Genomic DNA, 18,917 nt, shown 5'->3' with positions numbered 1-18,917 from the left:
TTTAGTTATACAGATTTCTTCTCAAGTATGCTATCAAGACTCCATTCATGGTGATCCAGCGATGAAAGCACTAGGGCGGCACCTGTAAAAACAAAAACCGGGTAATTGAATGGTGCATTGATACCTAAAAATATCGCCATGCACACGCCGAAAATGAGTGTGAGGATACCTGCACCGATACCAGCTACTTTGATTTTGTAACCTACGATTAGGCATATTCCAAAGACAAGTTCAGCAATCGTAGCAATGATGCTCGTGATGTTGGCTATTTGCCAAGTTGCGAATGGAATCAATTTGTTCGTGTAGTCAACAAAATGTGCCCAGTCGCCCCAAGTAGCTCCGGAACCGGGACCGCCCAGAAATCCTAACCTGTCCATTACAGGAAATAAAAATCCAACTCCCAAGGCTAATCGTAATAAAATTTGTCCTATTTTCGAGGTAATCCGCATTTGATTTTATCTTTAAAAACAAAGTTAATGTCAGCCTATTTCAGTCTCAGGGGCCAGATGCTTTATTTTAAAGGGGCCAACACCATATCCGCCATGATTAGAGTTAGCCTGAAAAGGATGAATAGATTAACCTCACTGGTGAAAGGCTGAATTAATATTTAAGATTGAGAAGGCATATTGCCCGCCCTTTCAATGTGACATTTTTTCGTTGAAGCATTGTCAGCGAGGATTGTTATTACTTTTGCCTTTAACTCGGGTATTAAATTCTCCTTGAACCAGCTATTTTTCTTTTGCCAAATGTTGTTTCGAGGTGATGGATGGGGCAATGGGATATAATTTGGCAGGTAATCTTTGTAGCTTTCTACAGTTTCTGTTAAGGTACCTTTAGCTGTCATTTTCAAGTAGTAATTCTGAGCATATTGCCCGATTAATAACGTCAATTTTATTTCGGGCATTAATCTTAGAATTTGTAGATGCCATAATGGGGCACATTCGGGCCTCGGAGGCAAGTCCCCTGATTTTCCAGATCCGGGAAAACAAAAGCCCATCGGGACGAGCGCAAAAATGTTTTCATTGTAAAACATTTGCTTATCGACCCCTAACCATTCCCTTAAATTATTGCCACTGGCATCATCCCACGGAACACCACTATCTTGAACTTTTCGCCCCGGTGCTTGACCTATTACTAAAATTTTGGAATCACCGTTCGCCTGAATAATTGGTCTTGGAAGATACGGCAAAAAATCTTTGCAAACGGTACAATTTCTAATTTCTGAAAGTATGTTGTGCATCTGATATAAGCGCGAACGGTTGAGATTGATACTAAAGTGTTTCTCTTTGTTAGTGTAGACAGCTAAACGCGCTGAGACTCTTGCTCTCTCTTCGTCAGGATAACCAATAGTGAAACGACCTTATTATTGCGCTAATGACAAAGTATAGCAGTGCAAGGAAGATCAGTCCACCAAAAATTAACTGTAAGCGATACTCGTATTTGCGGTTGCGGACAGGCATGCTTTATTCTTGTTTTACTTGCCAGTTCTCCAGTCGTCGGCCAAAACCTTTATTATACATTAGCTTTACCGTTGGTAAAGCTAATGTATAGATTCATGAAACGGTCAACGACCATTGGGACCTAACGTTTCCCTTCCGTTTTTTATTTACGAACGCGAATAATTGTTTTGCCTTTAACCAGATCCGTTGAGTTATATGTTGCGACAGCATCGTCAAGTGTAACGATGCCGCTAGCATTCGTTTTCAAACGCCCCTCTAGGAATCTCTTCGCGATCTCCATCAATTGAGACCTGTCCGCTTCAACAACAAAATCAATATTCTCAACTCCGTCAACTTGTTCCTCATTCCAACCGGTGATGGAGACAAATTTTCCTCCCGGATGAATCACAGCCAATGATCGTTTTGCGATATTACCACCAAGAACATCAAAAACTAAATCGACCTTTTCGATATCATCTAATTCTTGGCCATCTAAATTGACGAACTCGTTTACGCCAAAGTTAAGTGCGGTTTCACGGTGAGCGGCCCGTCCGGTACCAATTACATATGCACCGGCCTCCCGTGCGAGTTGAACAGCCATCGAACCAACTATACCTGCTGCACCTTGTACTAAAACCCTTTGCCCCGCCTTAAGTTGGCCGTGCTGGAACAGTCCCTGCCAAGCTGTTAAGCCCGGCATTACCAGTGCATTGCCATCATTGAAGTCGATATCGTCCGGTAATGGTGCAAGGTTGCGCGCCTCAATAGCCACGTATTCTGCCAATGAGCCATTTCGATACCAATCTTGAAGGCCGAACACCCGTTGTCCTACCGACAGTCCTGTTGTGCCATAGCCAAGGGCTATTACAACTCCGGCAAGTTCATGGCCCGGAATTGACGGCGTGCGGTCATGGTTGGCACGATCCGTCCAGGTCGACGGCCACGACAGCTCGTCCCCGGTAATACTGGCCGCGTAAACCTGAACAATGACATCGTTTATCGCTGCCGATGGCTCAGGCAACTCCACGAGACTCATCCCGTCTAATCCTGCATTTTGGTCTGTTACAACAATTGCTTTCATCATATACCTCCTTTTTTTTTATCAGCAAACACCTGTATAATGACATTATGTTACTGTAAGTTACTGCTTTTACTTTTAAAGATTTAGAATTCACGTTATTCTGACGCCTGAATCAGACTGTGGACATCCTATATGCCGGCAGCCTTGTCTCAGGATTTCAAAACTTTAGTTCTCAGATCAATCCGGCCAGTGTTACTGGGGGGAAGTCCCTATCAGGATCAGATACGTTGTTGATAAAATTTGTCAGCGAATACATCGCCACCAGGCCAACTATTTCCATAATATTTGCGTCCGAATAACCTGCGTTACGTACTTTCGCCACATCTGTATCACTGACTTTGCCACGAGTCTCAATAACTTTTCGTGCAAACTGAACAGCGGCATCGCGTTTTGGATCTGGTGCATGTCCTTTTCTGGCGAGAATGATCTCGTCGGCAGGCAGTTTTGCCATATGTTCGGCAGTGTAGCTATGGACAGTAAGGCAATAGTTACAGCCATTAACTTCGGAGACGGCAAGGCCAATACTATCACGCGTCTTCACATCAAGTGCCTTGCTCATGACACTGAACAGTGCAGCCCAGGCATTAAAAGCAATGGGACTGGCCGCAAAGGTGGCCATCATATTCGGAGTGAATCCGATGTTTTTTGTAAAGGCATCAAGTGTTGGTTTTGAATCCGCCGGTACATTTTCCGGCTTAATAGGTTCTATTCTCGGCATTGTAGATTGTTTAATTTTGTTTAAAATGATTATACTAAATCAAGTACTTCTTCAAGCGGGCGACGAGGCTTTTGCTTCCAATTTCCCGGGCGCTCCGGGCCTACGGATAATAGCATTACCGGGATTTCATCGTCAGCAAGTCCAAACTCACCGGCTACAGCGTCAAAATCGAATCCGATCATCGGTGTAGAACCCATGCCAAGCGAGCGCGCAGCATAAATGATCGCGGCTGCGCCGAATGTAGCTGTGCGTATCGCTTCGTCACGCCGGCGTTCCGGGTACGGCATATAAAGATCGCGTGCAGGAATTTCCCATTCTGGCACCATGCTTTCCGGCATTACGCCCGATGCAACTAACGGTGCAAGGCGATTTGGTATCACACTGGTATCAACCAGTTGGCCGATTACGATGAAAGTAACCGCCGCATCAGTGATCGCGGGCTGATTCCAGGCGATCGGCCGTAATCTTGCTTTAGCTTCAGCCGTTCGAACGGCGATGAAGCGCCAGTTTTGTAAGTGAAAAGACGTCGGTGCGCTTGTGCCTATTTGCACCAGTTCGCGAATTTGGTCGTCCGTCAGCGTAGCTGTAGTGTCGTAGTACTTCGCGGAACTACGGCTCAGGATCGTGTCAATGACAGCGTTGGTCATAATGTTAATATAAAGTGGCTAATAATTTATTTCAAGCAAAATTATCCCACGGAATGACCAACTTAACTGACCAGATTTGAAATGTATCGGGGACCAGTTAGAATTCAGAACTTTATTGACATTTCGCTTACCAAGCGATAGAAGCTACGCAGAATTGAATCCGCAGTCAGGAGGTTATTTTTTTAAGGATATCAACAGCAAAATCTATTTCATGTTCATTCAACGCAGCGAATCCAAAACGGATAGCATCATGACTTAAATCTTTGTCTCTAAAATAGCCCCTTCCAGTAAATTGCAATCCCATACTGGCCGATTTATTAATAATATTGGCAAGCTGATAGTTTTCATTAAATTTCAGCCAAAGCGCCATGCCTCCTTGTGGTTTCTTAAAATCAACCAGGTGGGACAGTTCATTTGTGATGAGGTTTGCAGCATAGTTACACCTATCCCGATAAAGCTTATTCGCTTTCATGATAAACCTGGAAAACTCACCACTTTGCATAAGCGATGCGATTATTTCCTCCGTTAAAACATCGCCCCTTAGATCAATTAGTGTTTTTAATTTAATGGCACTACTCAAAAAATCGGAAGTTGATATCATATACCCAATCCTGAAATTAGGTCCTAATACTTTAGTCAACGAACCTATATATATCACATTACCCCCATGTGCTCCGCTGGCAAGGGGTAAATATGGGCTATATTGATATTGAAAGTCATAATCGTAATCATCTTCAATAACAGTTAACTGATGTGTCGTTATGATCTCTAATAATTTTGTGCGGCGTGGCGAACTAAGCGTAACAGTTGTCGGATGATGGTGGTGCGGAATGATATACAGCAGTTTTATTTTATTTCTTAATAATGCATCTTCTAAGGCATTAACATCTGCTCCGTCATCATCCACTGGAATGGTGATTAACTCAGCGCCTAATTGCCTGAAGATAGCATCTGCAAAAAAATAGCTGGGGGTGGTTACTAAAACTTTATCGCCCGGTTTTATTATCATTGATGCGGCAATATAAATAGCCATCTGAGCACCCCTGGTAACCATTAGGTTTTCCGGCTCAATATTAAGCCCACGGGTATCATTTAAAAATAATGATAACGCCTCTTTAAAAATCGAGCAGCCGTCAATATTTAAGTTTGACGAAGTCTTTTTGAGATGCTGGTGGGTAAGAAGCCTTCGATATTCGCCTGAAAACCGTTCGATAGGGAATATATTAACATCAGGAAAACCGTCATTTACTAGAACCTTAAAGTCAGCAGTGATTGTTTTTAATAACGGTACATGCTCCAACCTGTCAAACGACAGTATTGATTTCGCCTTATAACTTGATTTCGCCTTGTCCGCATAGGTTCGTGGTTTTATAATAGGCAAAAGGGTTGACACCCTATACTCTTTTCTTTCTTTACTGATGATCCAATCCTCAGTTATTAAATCATTATAGGCAGCCATGATCGTTTTTCGGTGAAGCTCAAGTTCTGCGGCTAGTACGCGTGCACTGGGCAGTTGCACCCCTGGCAATAGAATACCTTTTTGTATTAAAAGCACCAACTGCGAAGCAATTTGCTTGAATACCGCTTCGGTACTGTTTCTATCAATCCTTAACAGCGTTTTAAAAGGCAGCATAAATAAACAAGACAAGGTTTTTCATAGTAGTACAAATTAGCTGGTCACTCCGAATACAAAAAACTGGTACCCGAATTGTTAAATGGCCGTCTTTAAGTTTGTTGAATACAAAGATACCATATTCAGAAAATTAATTCTGTGATGATTTATGCGAGACTTGAAAAGGAAGTTGAATATCGTCATAATGATTTAAAAATACCAGGATGAAAAATTTACTAATCATTAATGCAAGTCCGAGAGGTGAAAGATCCGTCACTAGAAAACTTACTAGTTTGTTTGCCACGAAATGGATTGAAACTCATCCGGACTACGCCATCCATCATCGCGAGGTTGGTCAGGATGCCATTCCCCATGTATCCGAATTGTGGATTGCCGCGGCGGCTAAACCAGCCCGGTTAAGGACAGAAGAAGAAGCCAATGAACTCAAACTTAGCGATCTGCTCATTGCTGAAATTAAAGCGGCCAATGTGATTGTTTTAGGAACGCCGATGTTCAATTGGTCGATTCCGAGCGCCTTAAAAGCTTATTTAGACCAGGTAATAAGGGCTAACGAAACTGTTAAAATGAGGCCTGATGATCCCCAAAACCCTTACAGAGGTCTATTGAAGGATAAAAAAGTTTACATGCTTTTTAGCAGGGGTAACGCAGGCTATGAAAAAGGCGAATATTTTTCCCACATGAACTTCCAAGCCGGCTACCTTAAAACGGTTTTCAATATCATGGGCCTGACCGATATTCAGGAAATAGCATTAAACGGAAGCGCGTTTGACAAACGCATATATGAGCAGTCAGCAAAAGCGGTTGATAAAAAGATCGCGGAAATGGCTTCAATTGACAACAATGTAACCTAGTATGGCCTTACACTTGGTGTCGCCCGCCTAATTAAATGAAGCCCGATATTCCAGCGGGGAAATAGCAACTTTCCGTTTGAACAGCTTATTCAATGATTGCGGCCTTTCAAAGCCGAGCTGGTAAGCGATTTCGCTGACTGATAGCTGTGAAGTGCTTAAGAGAATCTTGGCTTCTTCCAGAATTTTATGCTGAATGTGGCTTTGCGCACTACTACCCGAGGTTACCCGTAGCGTGTCACTAAGGTAATTAGCGGACATATTGAGTGTGTCTGCCAGGTATTGAACGGAAGGCAGACCATATTTAATGACCAGGTTTTTTGTATAATAATCATCCAGCAGTTTTTCAACCTGGACCAGCAGTTGATCGTTTTTAGCTTTTCGGGTAATGAACTGCCGGTTGAAGAACCTGTTTGCGTACACCAGCAACAGCTCGGTATAGGTGACGATCGCCTCCTGGCTGAACATATCTATGTTAATATGATACTCGCTTTCGATCCCGGCCATAATAGCGTTAATATGAACCTGCTCCCTGTCCGAAAGAAAAAGTGCTTCGTGTATTGCATAGTCAAAAAAACCATACCGTTTAATTTTAAGTGCCAAAGGAAAAGAAGCTAAAAAGTCCGGGTGAATAAGCAGCATATATCCCTCTTTCGCATTTTCGGAAGCACGCTGTACGCTGATGATTTGCCCTGGCTTTATGAACAGCATGACGCCCTCATTAAAATCAAATTGCAAAGGCCCGTAACGGATAACACAGTCAGCATCCTGCTTTATCGTAATGCAATAAAGGTTCATGACCAATGTTATCTCGCTCGGCGGATTAATGTATTTAACTTTCGAAAAATTAATGATACTCATTAAGGGATGCTCCGGTTTTTCAAGCCGAAGTAAAGAATGATAGTCATTAACTGAGTTAATCGCCTTGAAATGCTGTTTGGAGGCTTTCATTTTCTACGCAGTTACCTGTTTAAATCCTCCACCGATGGGTATTGATATGGTTTGTGCGAGAAGATGAATTTGACACGGTCGCTTTCTGTATAACGGTTACCCTTACTATCCAGGGGCCACTCTCCTACTTTGATTCTGTACGAAAATTTTGTTTTGTCCTTCGGGTCCAGGTCAGCTATATATTCTACCCGTTCCAATTCACCCCGCGCCTGCGCATCATAATCATAGTAGAAATTCTTCAATTTATAGGTGATCAATACAAAATGTTCTTGCGCAGTATGGTGCTTAAAATAGCTTTGCGTGCTTGCAAAAGCAGCGGAATCCCCGTACAAAACGGATATCGTACTCTCATCCATATTGATAAATGCAGTCATTTGAACGCCGGCTGTTTGTAATACTTCGGCTGCTGTTGTGGGTTTCGGAGTTACCTGGCCGTTGCATGTGCCGACTGCGGCGAAAACGAGTAGTAAAATTGACATTGCTTTCATGATTTTTATTTTTAATGGTTAATAATTTATGATTTGAGTGTTTGTAAATGGAGCGCCGCCAGTTGGCTATCCGATCAATTCGCGGAGAATAATACCTGATTATTTGGGGACCGGTTCGCGCTTGCCAATATTCATCAGTACCACAGCCAGCAAGATCATGAAGACGCCTGTCCATTGCAGCCCGCTCACCCGTTCGTTGATCAGAAAAAATGCCATCAAAACGGAAACAGGTATCTCCAGTGACACGATGATCGCTCCCAAACCCATGTCTATAAGCGGCATCCCCCGCGTCAGCAGGATGGGTGGCAGGATAGTTCCAAAAAGAGAAAGTAAGATTCCCCAACGCAAAAAGATCCTGAACGAAAAGTCCAGGTTAATATGAGCATGAAAGATGACTATGATCATGATCAGGCCACCCGAGATCATCAACAGGCTTCTTTTCAGTGGTGGAAATTGAAGTCCTACGCTGTTCGATGAATACATCGTCGCCGTGTAGGCAAGGGCGGCCGACAAACCCCAGCCAATACCAGCCCAGCTGACCCTGATACTTTGCTGCCCGAGGGCGGTCGCTAAAACAGTTCCGCCCAAAATAATGATCACAGCGAGCAATTTCCTTGCTCCTGGTAGCTTTTTATGAATGATCATTTCAACGATCACCCCCATCCACACGCTTTGCATAAGCAAAACAATGCCGACGCTGACCGATACATATTGCATGGCCAGGTATAAGAAAACACTGGTCAATCCAAGTGACGTGCCGGCCAATACGAGCTTGATAGCGGTATAAGTTGTTGATTTAACTAATGGTGAGTGCTTTTTTCTCCCGAACTGGTTCAAAAGCAGCAAGCCAAATGCTCCCAGTACATATTGGGATAAAGTGACTTCTGCTGTGTTGAAGCCTTCACTATAGGCCATCTTCACAAAAGTCGTGAGCATACCATAACTGGATGCGCCAAGGGCTACGTAAATGCCGCCTTTGAGTTTATCGTTGATCATAGCAGGCAGGATGACACATTGATTGCTGATAATTCCTTGACGAGTTCGTTTACTTTTTGAATCGCTTCTGAAATAGTTGTTTTTAAACGCCCAGGGTCCTGTGACTCCCCGTCAATGGCCACCATACGGATGTCATTGACCCCCATTACCTGGAAAACGGTTTTTAAATAGGTGCTTTGGAAATTCATGTGTGCATTCGCTTGCCCCGGCTCATAACCTGTACCGCCCCTCGATAATAAAAGAAGCAAGGTTTTATTTTCTAACAAGCCGGTATAAGGATTAGCCGGATCTTCACGGTTGATCCTCCAGGTTTCGTTAACGCGAACTATCTGATCAATATAACCTTTTAGGACGCCGGGAACCGACCAGTTGTACATCGGTGAACCCAGGACAATGATGTCTGCGGCTTTCAGTTCAGTGATCAGTTCGTCGCTAAGGGCGAGCACGGCCATTTCTTCAGGTGTCCGAATAGCTTTAGGCTTCGCCGCAGCGGTAACCCAGTTCTCGTCAACATATGGAATATTGTGAAGCGAGAGGTCCCGGTGGGTTATTTGATCATTGCCAAAGCGAGCTGTCCAATCTTCAGCAAATGCGCTGGTCAGCATTCGACTTTTGGAAAGCACGGTTCTTGCACTGGCGTTTAGAATCAATATCTTTTTCATTGTCAGTAATATTTATTCAAAATTATCCGCTATTTGGATTATATTTACATACCAGTTTTCATAATAAACACGGCCCAGATGTTACCCTATAAAACGTTGATACAGGTTGACCGGAATTCATCGATTTCCCTGCACATACAGGTCTGCAATATTTTTATTTCGCTGATCACAGATGGCACGTTACAACCCTCGGACGTTTTGCCCAGTTCACGAATTCTTGCTGAGCTTATCGGCATTGCAAGAAATACGGTGAAACTGGCCTATGAAGAACTGATAAGCCAGGGATGGGCTGAGTCAGCCGAAAGGAAAGGCATTTTTGTTCTGTCCAAATTGCCGGTTCGTTCCAAAGCTCTTTCAATTGATGCCGGAATAAGTAAAAATGATACGGCGACATTTGATTGGAAGAAAGACTTCGGTAAGATATTACCGAACGAAAACCTACAGCAGATCAAGCTTGCTATAGACGACGGCTTTCCTGATGTCCGGCTTGCGCCGGTGGACCTGCTCATGCGCGAATACCGAAGCCTGTCCAGGCGGTACCAGGGCAAGAATTTTCTCAAATACAGCAATGCAATGGGCTCTGAAAATCTCAGGATCGCCCTTCAGCAATACCTCGTTCATAGCAGGGGGCTGAATACGACTACAGACAATATCTTGATCACTAAAGGTAGCCAGATGGGAATTTACCTGGCGGCCCAACTGCTTTTGCAGCCCGGCGACCAGATCGCGGTGGGGGTTTCCAACTATGGTTCAGCTGATGATACGTTCAGGTTTGCAGGTGCCAGGCTCCTCAGAATACCGGTTGATGACCAGGGTATGGATGTGGATGAGCTTGAAAAAAGACTGCGAAAAACTAAGGTCAAAGCGGTCTATATTATTCCCCATCATCATTTTCCAACTACGGTAACTATGTCGATGGAGCGAAGGATGAAACTGTTGAATTTGGCGAAGGAACACCGGTTCGCGATCATCGAAGACGATTATGATTTTGATTTCCATTACGATAACAAGCCTTATGTGCCATTGGCCAGCATAGATCACCATCATAACGTTATTTATATCGGTTCCATTTCAAAAACCTTCGCTCCCGCCTTACGTATTGGCTTTATGGTTGCCTCAAAAGGTTTTGTAGACTCTGCGGCGACCATACGGCAGCTAATCGACAAGCAAGGCGATACCTTGCTGGAGGAAGCATTCGCAGTCTTATTCAATGATGGTGAAATGGACCGGCATTTTAGAAAATCGCTGAAGATCTATAAGCAGCGACGAAATATATTTTGTGAGATGATCAAAGGTATTTTAAAAGAAAAAATCGATTTTAAGGTTCCGGAAGGCGGATTAGGGGTTTGGGTAAACTTTGATAACCGGATCGACCTGCCCGCATTATCATTGAGCGCAGGAAGAAACGGCCTTTATATTGGCAACGGCTCCTATTATCAAAATGAAACCTTTTCACCAAATGCCTTACGAATGGGATTCGCATCACTTCGGGAAAGTGAAATGGAGCAGGCGCTTTCGATCCTAAATAAATCCCTGCCAGTAGTTTGATGGCTGCCCCAACTGCTTGCGTTAAAGGAAACCAAAAGGATAATTTACAAACCAAAGGGCTTAAGTAATATTGATGCGAATGAAATGCCTTTTTATAATCATAGATCCGCAGAATGATTTTACTCATAAGGATGGTAATTACGCTACGCGACATGGTATCAGTCAGATAAATGATGCGATATCAAAGATAAATTTAGTGGCCGCTGCAAAGCATTTTAATACCGTTATAGTTCGTGCCGATTATCAACCTGAACAGTTTATACAGGGTGAATCAATGGCAATTCCGGGAACATTCGGACACGAGATCGATGCCCGCATTGCGCTTCAGGATACGACAACGATTGTTAGCAAGCCTGAACACAGTTGCTTCTCCTCGGCCGATTTCGTAGACATGCTGAAGAAAGAGCGTATCAACACGCTCGTGATCAGCGGCTTTTTGGCTGAATACTGCATCGAACAAACGGCGCTTGACGCTTTGGCTTCGGATTACCGGGTGATTTTAGTCAGAGATGCCATTGGGACGGGTGATGACGTCCAATACCGAAGGGTAAACTTGTTCAAAACATTACAAGAAAAAGGCTGCATCCTGTTGGACGCAGCCGATGCCTTACAATCTGACTTGTCTGCGAGGGATAACTTCTGATAAAAAATCAGGAAAATTATTTTTTGTCGCTATAAATATCGTCAAGGCCATTCGGGAATAAACTTCGCGCTACAGCGATCATATCCATCGCTTCCCGGATCAGTTTGATTTTGCCGTTTTCACTTACCAGTCTCCCCATATAGGTCTGGTGATAAGGCCTGCCTGTTTTGGTGGCAACAACATCAACTTCATATTCAGCGAAAACCTGGTCAGGTGTTTCAATAAGAATTTTTATGTTCTGAAATTTAAAGTCCTGAAAGGTTTGTGGAATGCCCTTAAAAAAGTTATGCAACACTTCATGTCCTTCCCAGTGCCAGTTTCTTCCTAAACTTGCGTGGTAGGGTAACTCCAGTGCGCCATCCTCGGTAAATAATTCCACCAATCGATCAGGATTGCCGATATTCTCCAAGTAAAGTAATAATAGTTCTTTAGCAGTCTTCATGTTTGTTAATTTAAAGGTACCGGCTTAACCGGTACCGCATTAATTAATTGGTATAAGCTGCCAGCCATTTCGCTTTAATGTCTGCCCGCGCCTGGATAAACTCTTTGTCAGTACCCTTAGCGATAGCATCTAATGGCATGCGTAAAGGACGTGTACCTTTTGGCATATTGACCAATTCAAGGATACCATCAGCGATTGTTTGGGGATCCATATTGAATTCCGCCATTTTACCAAAAAGAGCACCGCCTATAGCATTAAATTTATTAACAGACGCTTCTCCATATTCTGCAATAATCTCCGGTTTGTCAGCATGGATGCCCGCTTTAATGCCTGTATTCATTTCAGTTGGATAAACACCCGGCTGTATACTTACATTTTCAATCCCATAATCAGCTAATTCTTCCTGGGCACCTTCAGTGATCGTTTCAACAATAAACTTAGATGACAGGTACGGAACCATAAATGGAAGGGTATGACCGCTGGCACCAGAAGTGATGTTAATGATCAGCCCGTTCTTTTCTTTGCGCATGGAAGGAAGCACAGCCTGGTATGTCCGCAGTACGCTAAATGCGTTTACATCGAGCATCTGACGGAACTGATCCAATGAATAAGCTTCTAATAAGCCAAAACCAGCAACTGCTGCATTATTCACCAGCACGTCTATCTTTCCATACTTATTTAGGACCTGATCGATAGCGTTCTTTACAGAACTATCGCTGGTAATGTCGATGTTAACTACATCAATATTAGGTATTGCGCCTAATTCCTGTGCGACAGCCGCGTTTTTTCCGTCTACGTTGCGCATGCCGGCAATCACTGAATGACCTGCATTAGCTAATGTGATTGCGGTAAGTTTTCCAAAACCTGTACTTGTTCCGGTAATAAAAATGTTCTTTGACATGATTCGTGTTATTATTTGTTTTAAATATTTGACACGACAAAGTTCCGGAACAAGGGCTACCTGACCATTGATATGGAATAAGAAAATAATTGATATAGATCAAGACCAGCCAGTCGCGGAAAATGGCTTTAAATTGTTTCACCCGAAACGACGATCATTTTCGAATGGTTTGTGTCCTGATCCGGCTAAGGGTTTCCGGCGTCATGCCAAGGTAGGAAGCAATCATGCTTTGCGGTATTCTGCTTACAAAGCCCGGATATTTCTTGGTAAAAGACAGATACTTTTCTTCGGCTGTATAACTAAGCGTAGCATGAATACGATTTTGGGAGACAATGAAACTGCGCTGCAGGATCGCATTCACCATATCATTAAATGCCGGTATTTCCTGGCAGATCAACTCAAAGTTTTGATGGGTGAACAAGACTATCTCACTGTCCTCGACGGCATCTATGTTAAACTTTGACGGTTCGCCTGTCAGCAAGCTTTCCCGGTCGCCTGTCCACCAATTCTCAATGCTGAAACCGATGATATGTTCATTGCCCTTTTCGTCGACCGAATAGGTACGGACGCAGCCTTTAACAACAAAAGCATCATATTTCCAGACCTCGTCTGCCTGAAGCAAATACTGTTTTTTACGCAGTTTTTTTACTACCGCCAGTGAACGGATACGCTCCTTCTGTTCCTCACTTAAAACGATCTTACTATCTAGATATACCTGGAAGACATCATACATGAAGCGAAGTTATAAAACCCGCCGCAATCCTGAAAGTGTCCTGCGTCACGGGACATTCACAAAAGCGGACGGATATTTTTAAGCCAATAATTTGATTTAGCGATAAAATAAGTGCCTGTATAACAGCGAACTTATAAAGTTGTTGGGTCCAATGAATTTTGATATCTGGTATGTAAATTGGGTCCAGAGCGTATGTACCTTTGTGTAAATAAATCAGTAACAAACAATAAAAGATTATGAAAAATTCATTTAAAATACCCCAGTTTCTTTTACGTATAGCGTTAGGTATCGGGTTCCTTACAACCGTTTCAGACAGGCTCGGTTTACTGCCATCCGGGACCAGGAACATGGAATGGGGAGCATGGGACAAATTTATTGACTATACCGGAACGTTGATGCCTTTTTTGGACAGGCCGGCTGTAAATGTGATGGGTGGACTCGCTACGTTTTTTGAGGCTTCTATAGGCATACTATTAATCATTGGTTTCAAAACCCGTTATGTAGCGATCGCCAGCAGTGTACTTACCTTAATTTTTGCGCTTTCCATGACCATATTTTTAGGCATAAAGGCACCCATCAACTTTGCGGTGTTCTCGACCTGTACCGGTAGCCTGCTATTATCAACTATCCCGGTATACAATTGGAGCCTGGATAATTATAAAGAAAAATCACAATAATCCACTCCGGAGAATAAGCATCAATGCTTTTTCTTCAAAATCCCGTAAACATCATGAAAAAATATTTCATTCTCCTGGCGGTGATGCTGCCGCTCGGTGCATTTGCACAACTGGAAGTATACGACAGGTATACCCCGGGAGGAAAACATGAACCTAATATCAATTACTTTGGCGCTAAGAAACTGTCGGACCGGTTTTCACTCACCTACTTCGGATTGCTGGAGCATCAGTGGGGAGAGGCGCTGATAGGCGGCAGTTATGCACCGCTGCCATCGTTGATCCTGGGATTAGGCGCAGGGATTGAACATGGGTCTAGCAGTCCAAGGTATATTGCAAGTATCTGGACAGGAAATAAAACAACTACTTTTTCAGCGTTATGGGAGTTAGGTGCAGGGCCATCCAATTACTTGTATAAGGCCAACCTTTTCTATAAATATACCGACGTATTTACGGTCGGCCTAACCGCCTGGAGAAAACATGGAGTAGGTCCAAACTTCCGGTATACACTGCCCGTCATTAAGTCAACTGTTTGGGTGATGCCCGGCTATGACCTGGACGAGGATAAAACCAAGATCATGGCCGGCATAACCATTCCGATGCAGTAAGCGGTTAAAACGAGGCGCTCGGTACCTGGCACAAAAAAGGTTTTTACTGAATTAAGATAAGATCACGCTAAAATTAAACGATTTCAGAAAAACTTCATTGGACAGTTAAAGAATCAGGATATTCTATTAATAAACAGAGCTTTAAGCTCACTGGGCCGCTTTTTATTTTAGTACTGGGTCAGCATCCAAAAGGCAGGTATCGCTAAATTTGAAAAACATTGGCGTTTATACGAACTCATAAAAAGTGCCCAAAGTTGAAAAGGCATTTAAATAAATTTCAACAGCTATCAGATAAAAAAAAATGGAAACACGTATTAAAATTGACAAAGTAGAACCTACAGGCTACCAGGCCGTGTTGGGAATGGAAAAATTCATTGAAAGCACAAATCTGTCGAGGACGCATAAAGATCTGATCAAGATTCGCGCATCACAGATCAATGGCTGTGCATTCTGCATTGATATGCACACGAAAGAAGCCCGCAAAGCCGGGGAAACAGAACAGCGTATTTATGCGCTTAATGCGTGGAGAGATACCCCTTTTTTCAGTGAAGACGAACGTGCGATCCTGGCCCTAACCGAGGAGGTAACACTGATCAGCAAGCATGTGTCAGATGACACTTATACTGCTGCAGCAAAAGTATTGGATGAAAAATATCTGGCAGACGTAATTTTAGCAATAATCACGATCAATATCTGGAATAGAATTGGTATCACAACTCAACTGATTCCTGCTTAAATTAAGCCTTTTAACAATCTTTTGACGTTACAAGAAAGCCCTCTAAAGAGGGCGTTCTTGTAATTCGTATTTCTTAAGTCTCAGCGATGACTCATTCGGTTACCTTTATTGAAGGGAGTAGAAATCTAATTCCGTTTTAAACCCTTTCAGGATAGTTTGCATTGGCTTAATTGAACCCAAAACACGGCAAATCGCGTTTGCGCCTTCAATGGATATGAACAGGCGCTGTGCAAACTCTTCGGGATTGAGCTTGTCGGATAGCTGGCCGCAGTCAATACCTTCCTGAAGAATTGTACTGAATATTTTAATAGAGTATTCGATCATCGTCCTCACCTTTTGCTTAATGATCGGGTTTGTGTCATCTGATTCAACCGCGAGGTTAATGACAGGACAACCGCCATCAATTATCGAACTGATTGGATTTTTGACAAATTTCATGAAAGAAAGTATTTTGTCTTTCGGCGTATCGCCCTGTGCTATGGCGGCGTTTCGGGCGTCCACGATCCTGCCCAGCATATAATCTACGGTAGCGTACGATAATTCTGCTTTACCTGGGAAGATACCGTAAAAACTCGATTTAGAGAGGTTAGTAACCTTTAAAATGTCGTCGACCGGGGTACCTGCAATGCCACGTTCGTTGAACATTCCGGCTGCCTTTTCGATGATTATCTTGCGGTTAGCTTCTGATCTTAACATATTATAAACCTTTATAGTACAAATATATGGACTGTACAGTCCAAAAAGAAGCCCAACTGTCATTACAGAGTTAAATTCACAATTCTGGATAAATTACAGGAATAAACATTTGGATTTACTGGACTAAATAGTCTACTTTTGTTGCTATCAAATGCCTTAAACCAAAATAACTAAGCTAAAGCTGGACGGATTTGGTTAAAATCACAAAATAACTGTACCACATAGTTCAATAAGATTGGATTAGTCCGTGCAGGATATTTGAATACCACAGGATAAAAAGTCCTGTTTTTTTTGATTCACAACTGTACTATTTAGTCCAGTTTATAATTTACGAACATATAGAATAAATCAAGATGAAAACAATTAAAGAAAGTAACAAGAGAATGAGTACAATTCTGGCTTTCGCCTTAATTCCTCTATCCGGGTTCGCAACGGACATTTACATTCCATCGCTGCCGAGTATGGCGGGACAATTACATGTATCATCACCGGCCGTGCAATTATCGCTGGTGTTATTTTTTGTTAGCTCCGGCATCAGTCAATTATTCACAGGTGCCATCCTTGATAGTTTTGGGCGTTACAGAGCCAACCTTATCGCCCTCGTCATATTCGCAGCGGCGAGTTTCGCCATTGCTTTATTCCCATACCTATATGTGCTTTATGCGATGCGTATCGTTCAGGGTATCACAATTTCCTTAATTGTAGTTGGGAAACGTGCCTTTTTCGTCGATATATATTCCGGTGAAAAACTAAAGCATTATACCAGTCTGTTTGTCATCATCTGGTCGACGGCTCCTATCCTGGCACCCTTCATCGGCGGCTATCTTCAAAATATATTTGGCTGGCAGTCTAACTTCTATTTTTTAGGCATACTTGCCGTTTTGTTTTTTATACTGGAAGTTATATTCAGCGGCGAATCCCTAAAACATTTTCATCCCTTCAAAGCCAAACACATCCTTGATGTCTACGGCTATATGTTGCGTACCTGGGATTTCGCGCTGGGCCTCGCTATACTTGGATCTTGTTACGGCCTTATCGTGATGTATGGTATGGCCAGCCCTTTCATTATACAGCGGGTGTTTCATTTATCACCGGTAACCACCGGCTACAGCTCCTTGCTTTCCGGCGCATCGATCATGCTTGGGGGTACCCTTGCCAAAGCGCTCATCAAGGTCCCTATCCCCAGTAAGGTCCCAATTGCGATTAGTTCTATGGGTGTGTTTTCGATTCTGATGCTTGTATCAGGAATGTTGAACGCGAATATTTACCTGATGATCGCGCTGACGATTGGTTTGCATACCAGCGTGGGTTTTGTATTTAACGTCATTTATGGTTTCTGTCTCGGCCGCTTCTCTAAGAATGCGGGTACAGCAGCGGGCCTGACTGGCGGAGGTATGTACATTGCCAGTTCGGCGATCAGTTACACTATGGTAAACCTGTTTGGAATCCGCACGCAAACGATCCTTGGATCAGCTAACATCACCGGAGTTGTCTTGGTTTTCATCCTTTTCCTTGCCTTCAGTAAATTCAGGAACCGCTATCTGAAAGAGGAAGCGGCAGCTCCTGATCCCGTTTTAGCCTCCTGAGCAGCACAATTTGCAAACCCGATCTGGAACCTCTCGGGAAGTCATTGTCGCTCAACGTGGCCAACTGGACAGTGAGCTGGAACTTACAGCAATAAAAAAGAACAAACTAATTGCCTATGTAGACTTACAGAGGCATATGGTTTGATGAACCAGCCAATGCCTGAAGGGCTCAGCGGCCGATCTGGATCAGGCGTTTTCTCAAATCTGGGTCAAAATCGGAGGAATATGTGTGCCTAGTTTAGGTTTTTAATCAACCAATTAAATACCAGCTAAAATTATGCACCATATTTTTAAACTTATGACAAAGGACGTCAGAGACGTCTTTCTTAAACTGCTGCTTTGTTTTTCTCTATTGAATATCGCAGCACCTGCACATGCCCAACTTGAGATCTACGGTAAATTCAAGGCCAAAGGGGCTTTTGAGTCCGTCATCGACTATAACGGCACTAAAGTCATCAATGATAAATTTTCCATTATATATTTCGGACTTATCCGAAAAACATGGGGACAGGCACTGATCAGTTTATCCTATTCACCAACTAAAAGCACCAGTATTTCTGCTGGTATGGGCATGGAACACGGGTCTAATTCACCGAGATATACTGCAAGTTTTTTCACGAAAAGTGATCATACAACTCTTCTTGTTTTAGGTGAATTGGGTAGCGGAAAGAGCAATTACCTATATAAAATGAACCTATTTCATCAGTATACTGATCAATTCACCCTGGGAGCGACTGCCTGGCGATACCACGGCCTTGGGCCAAACTTCCGATGGTTGCTTCCGCAGCTTCAAACAACCATATGGGCATTGCCAGCCTACGATCTTGATGCGAAATACGGAAGGTTCATGCTCGGGGTCAGTTTAAAAATTTGATGCCCTGCATAAA

At 43.1% G+C, this 18,917-nt stretch carries 22 protein-coding genes; 8 read left to right on the top strand and 14 right to left on the bottom strand.

Annotated features, from left to right (window positions below):
- Positions 1–5: 5 nt before the first annotated feature.
- The 6 genes from AB6735_RS03695 to AB6735_RS03670 all read right to left on the bottom strand — a co-directional run bounded on the left by AB6735_RS03695 (position 6) and on the right by AB6735_RS03670 (position 5,518).
- Positions 6–449 (bottom strand): hypothetical protein, encoded by a 444-nt coding sequence (locus AB6735_RS03695; protein WP_370994486.1) that lies wholly within the window; start codon positions 447–449, stop codon positions 6–8.
- Between the two features lie 158 nt (positions 450–607).
- Complete coding sequence (locus tag AB6735_RS03690; protein ID WP_370994485.1) at positions 608–1,240, bottom strand: uracil-DNA glycosylase family protein; 633 nt, start codon at positions 1,238–1,240, stop codon at positions 608–610.
- Between the two features lie 362 nt (positions 1,241–1,602).
- Complete coding sequence (locus tag AB6735_RS03685; protein WP_370994484.1) at positions 1,603–2,523, bottom strand: NADP-dependent oxidoreductase; 921 nt, start codon at positions 2,521–2,523, stop codon at positions 1,603–1,605.
- 169 nt (positions 2,524–2,692) lie between these two features.
- Positions 2,693–3,238 carry a carboxymuconolactone decarboxylase family protein gene (locus tag AB6735_RS03680; RefSeq protein WP_370994483.1) on the bottom strand — a complete coding sequence of 182 codons (546 nt, stop codon included), beginning with the start codon at positions 3,236–3,238 and terminating at the stop codon, positions 2,693–2,695.
- A 29-nt stretch (positions 3,239–3,267) separates the two neighbouring features.
- Positions 3,268–3,885, bottom strand: coding sequence for a nitroreductase family protein (locus AB6735_RS03675; RefSeq protein ID WP_370994482.1), 618 nt, complete (start codon positions 3,883–3,885; stop codon positions 3,268–3,270).
- Between the two features lie 166 nt (positions 3,886–4,051).
- The gene (locus tag AB6735_RS03670; RefSeq protein WP_370994481.1) at positions 4,052–5,518 is read right to left on the bottom strand and encodes a PLP-dependent aminotransferase family protein; all 1,467 of its coding nucleotides are present in this window, start codon (positions 5,516–5,518) and stop codon (positions 4,052–4,054) included.
- Positions 5,519–5,721: 203 nt separating this feature from the next.
- Here AB6735_RS03670 and AB6735_RS03665 point away from each other — a divergent pair, with 203 nt between their 5' ends.
- The gene (locus tag AB6735_RS03665) at positions 5,722–6,369 is read left to right on the top strand and encodes an FMN-dependent NADH-azoreductase (RefSeq protein ID WP_370994479.1); all 648 of its coding nucleotides are present in this window, start codon (positions 5,722–5,724) and stop codon (positions 6,367–6,369) included.
- 27 nt (positions 6,370–6,396) lie between these two features.
- Here the strand turns inward: AB6735_RS03665 and AB6735_RS03660 are convergent, their stop codons facing one another.
- The 4 genes from AB6735_RS03660 to AB6735_RS03645 all read right to left on the bottom strand — a co-directional run bounded on the left by AB6735_RS03660 (position 6,397) and on the right by AB6735_RS03645 (position 9,463).
- Positions 6,397–7,317 (bottom strand): helix-turn-helix domain-containing protein, encoded by a 921-nt coding sequence (locus tag AB6735_RS03660; protein WP_370994478.1) that lies wholly within the window; start codon positions 7,315–7,317, stop codon positions 6,397–6,399.
- Between the two features lie 11 nt (positions 7,318–7,328).
- Positions 7,329–7,805, bottom strand: a complete 477-nt coding sequence (locus tag AB6735_RS03655; protein ID WP_370994476.1) for a hypothetical protein — start codon at positions 7,803–7,805, stop codon at positions 7,329–7,331.
- 99 nt (positions 7,806–7,904) lie between these two features.
- Entirely contained in the window at positions 7,905–8,801 is an 897-nt protein-coding gene (locus AB6735_RS03650) for a DMT family transporter (RefSeq protein WP_370994475.1), read from the bottom strand.
- The gene (locus tag AB6735_RS03645; RefSeq protein ID WP_370994474.1) at positions 8,798–9,463 is read right to left on the bottom strand and encodes an FMN-dependent NADH-azoreductase; all 666 of its coding nucleotides are present in this window, start codon (positions 9,461–9,463) and stop codon (positions 8,798–8,800) included. Before AB6735_RS03645 ends, AB6735_RS03650 begins: the two co-directional genes overlap by 4 nt.
- A 78-nt stretch (positions 9,464–9,541) precedes the next feature.
- On the opposite strand from AB6735_RS03645, the gene AB6735_RS03640 reads away from it, so the two are divergent.
- Positions 9,542–11,011, top strand: a complete 1,470-nt coding sequence (locus tag AB6735_RS03640; RefSeq protein WP_370994473.1) for a PLP-dependent aminotransferase family protein — start codon at positions 9,542–9,544, stop codon at positions 11,009–11,011.
- Positions 11,012–11,084: 73 nt separating this feature from the next.
- Positions 11,085–11,654 carry a cysteine hydrolase family protein gene (locus tag AB6735_RS03635; RefSeq protein WP_370994472.1) on the top strand — a complete coding sequence of 190 codons (570 nt, stop codon included), beginning with the start codon at positions 11,085–11,087 and terminating at the stop codon, positions 11,652–11,654.
- A 16-nt stretch (positions 11,655–11,670) separates the two neighbouring features.
- On the opposite strand, the gene AB6735_RS03630 is transcribed toward AB6735_RS03635, so the two are convergent.
- The 3 genes from AB6735_RS03630 to AB6735_RS03620 all read right to left on the bottom strand — a co-directional run bounded on the left by AB6735_RS03630 (position 11,671) and on the right by AB6735_RS03620 (position 13,730).
- Entirely contained in the window at positions 11,671–12,096 is a 426-nt protein-coding gene (locus tag AB6735_RS03630) for a nuclear transport factor 2 family protein (protein ID WP_370994470.1), read from the bottom strand.
- A 43-nt stretch (positions 12,097–12,139) separates the two neighbouring features.
- Complete coding sequence (locus AB6735_RS03625) at positions 12,140–12,997, bottom strand: SDR family NAD(P)-dependent oxidoreductase (protein ID WP_370994469.1); 858 nt, start codon at positions 12,995–12,997, stop codon at positions 12,140–12,142.
- A gap of 154 nt (positions 12,998–13,151) precedes the next feature.
- Positions 13,152–13,730 (bottom strand): Crp/Fnr family transcriptional regulator, encoded by a 579-nt coding sequence (locus AB6735_RS03620; protein WP_370994468.1) that lies wholly within the window; start codon positions 13,728–13,730, stop codon positions 13,152–13,154.
- A 236-nt stretch (positions 13,731–13,966) separates the two neighbouring features.
- On the opposite strand from AB6735_RS03620, the gene AB6735_RS03615 reads away from it, so the two are divergent.
- The 3 genes from AB6735_RS03615 to AB6735_RS03605 all read left to right on the top strand — a co-directional run bounded on the left by AB6735_RS03615 (position 13,967) and on the right by AB6735_RS03605 (position 15,748).
- On the top strand, positions 13,967–14,407 hold the full coding sequence (locus AB6735_RS03615; protein ID WP_370994467.1) for a DoxX family protein: 441 nt from the start codon (positions 13,967–13,969) through the stop codon (positions 14,405–14,407).
- A 53-nt stretch (positions 14,408–14,460) separates the two neighbouring features.
- Positions 14,461–15,012 (top strand): hypothetical protein, encoded by a 552-nt coding sequence (locus AB6735_RS03610; protein WP_370994466.1) that lies wholly within the window; start codon positions 14,461–14,463, stop codon positions 15,010–15,012.
- Positions 15,013–15,313: 301 nt separating this feature from the next.
- Positions 15,314–15,748 carry a carboxymuconolactone decarboxylase family protein gene (locus AB6735_RS03605; RefSeq protein WP_370994465.1) on the top strand — a complete coding sequence of 145 codons (435 nt, stop codon included), beginning with the start codon at positions 15,314–15,316 and terminating at the stop codon, positions 15,746–15,748.
- Positions 15,749–15,853: 105 nt separating this feature from the next.
- On the opposite strand, the gene AB6735_RS03600 is transcribed toward AB6735_RS03605, so the two are convergent.
- Positions 15,854–16,444 (bottom strand): TetR/AcrR family transcriptional regulator, encoded by a 591-nt coding sequence (locus tag AB6735_RS03600; protein WP_370994464.1) that lies wholly within the window; start codon positions 16,442–16,444, stop codon positions 15,854–15,856.
- 353 nt (positions 16,445–16,797) lie between these two features.
- On the opposite strand from AB6735_RS03600, the gene AB6735_RS03595 reads away from it, so the two are divergent.
- Both AB6735_RS03595 and AB6735_RS03590 read left to right on the top strand, forming a co-directional pair.
- Positions 16,798–18,030, top strand: a complete 1,233-nt coding sequence (locus tag AB6735_RS03595) for an MFS transporter (RefSeq protein WP_370994463.1) — start codon at positions 16,798–16,800, stop codon at positions 18,028–18,030.
- A 298-nt stretch (positions 18,031–18,328) separates the two neighbouring features.
- On the top strand, positions 18,329–18,904 hold the full coding sequence (locus AB6735_RS03590; protein WP_370994462.1) for a hypothetical protein: 576 nt from the start codon (positions 18,329–18,331) through the stop codon (positions 18,902–18,904).
- Positions 18,905–18,917 lie beyond the last annotated feature (13 nt).

Origin of the sequence: Mucilaginibacter sp. RCC_168 (genome assembly GCF_041355315.1) — a bacterium.
Taxonomy (GTDB): domain Bacteria; phylum Bacteroidota; class Bacteroidia; order Sphingobacteriales; family Sphingobacteriaceae; genus Mucilaginibacter.
This window is presented reverse-complemented; position numbering and strand designations above follow the sequence as displayed.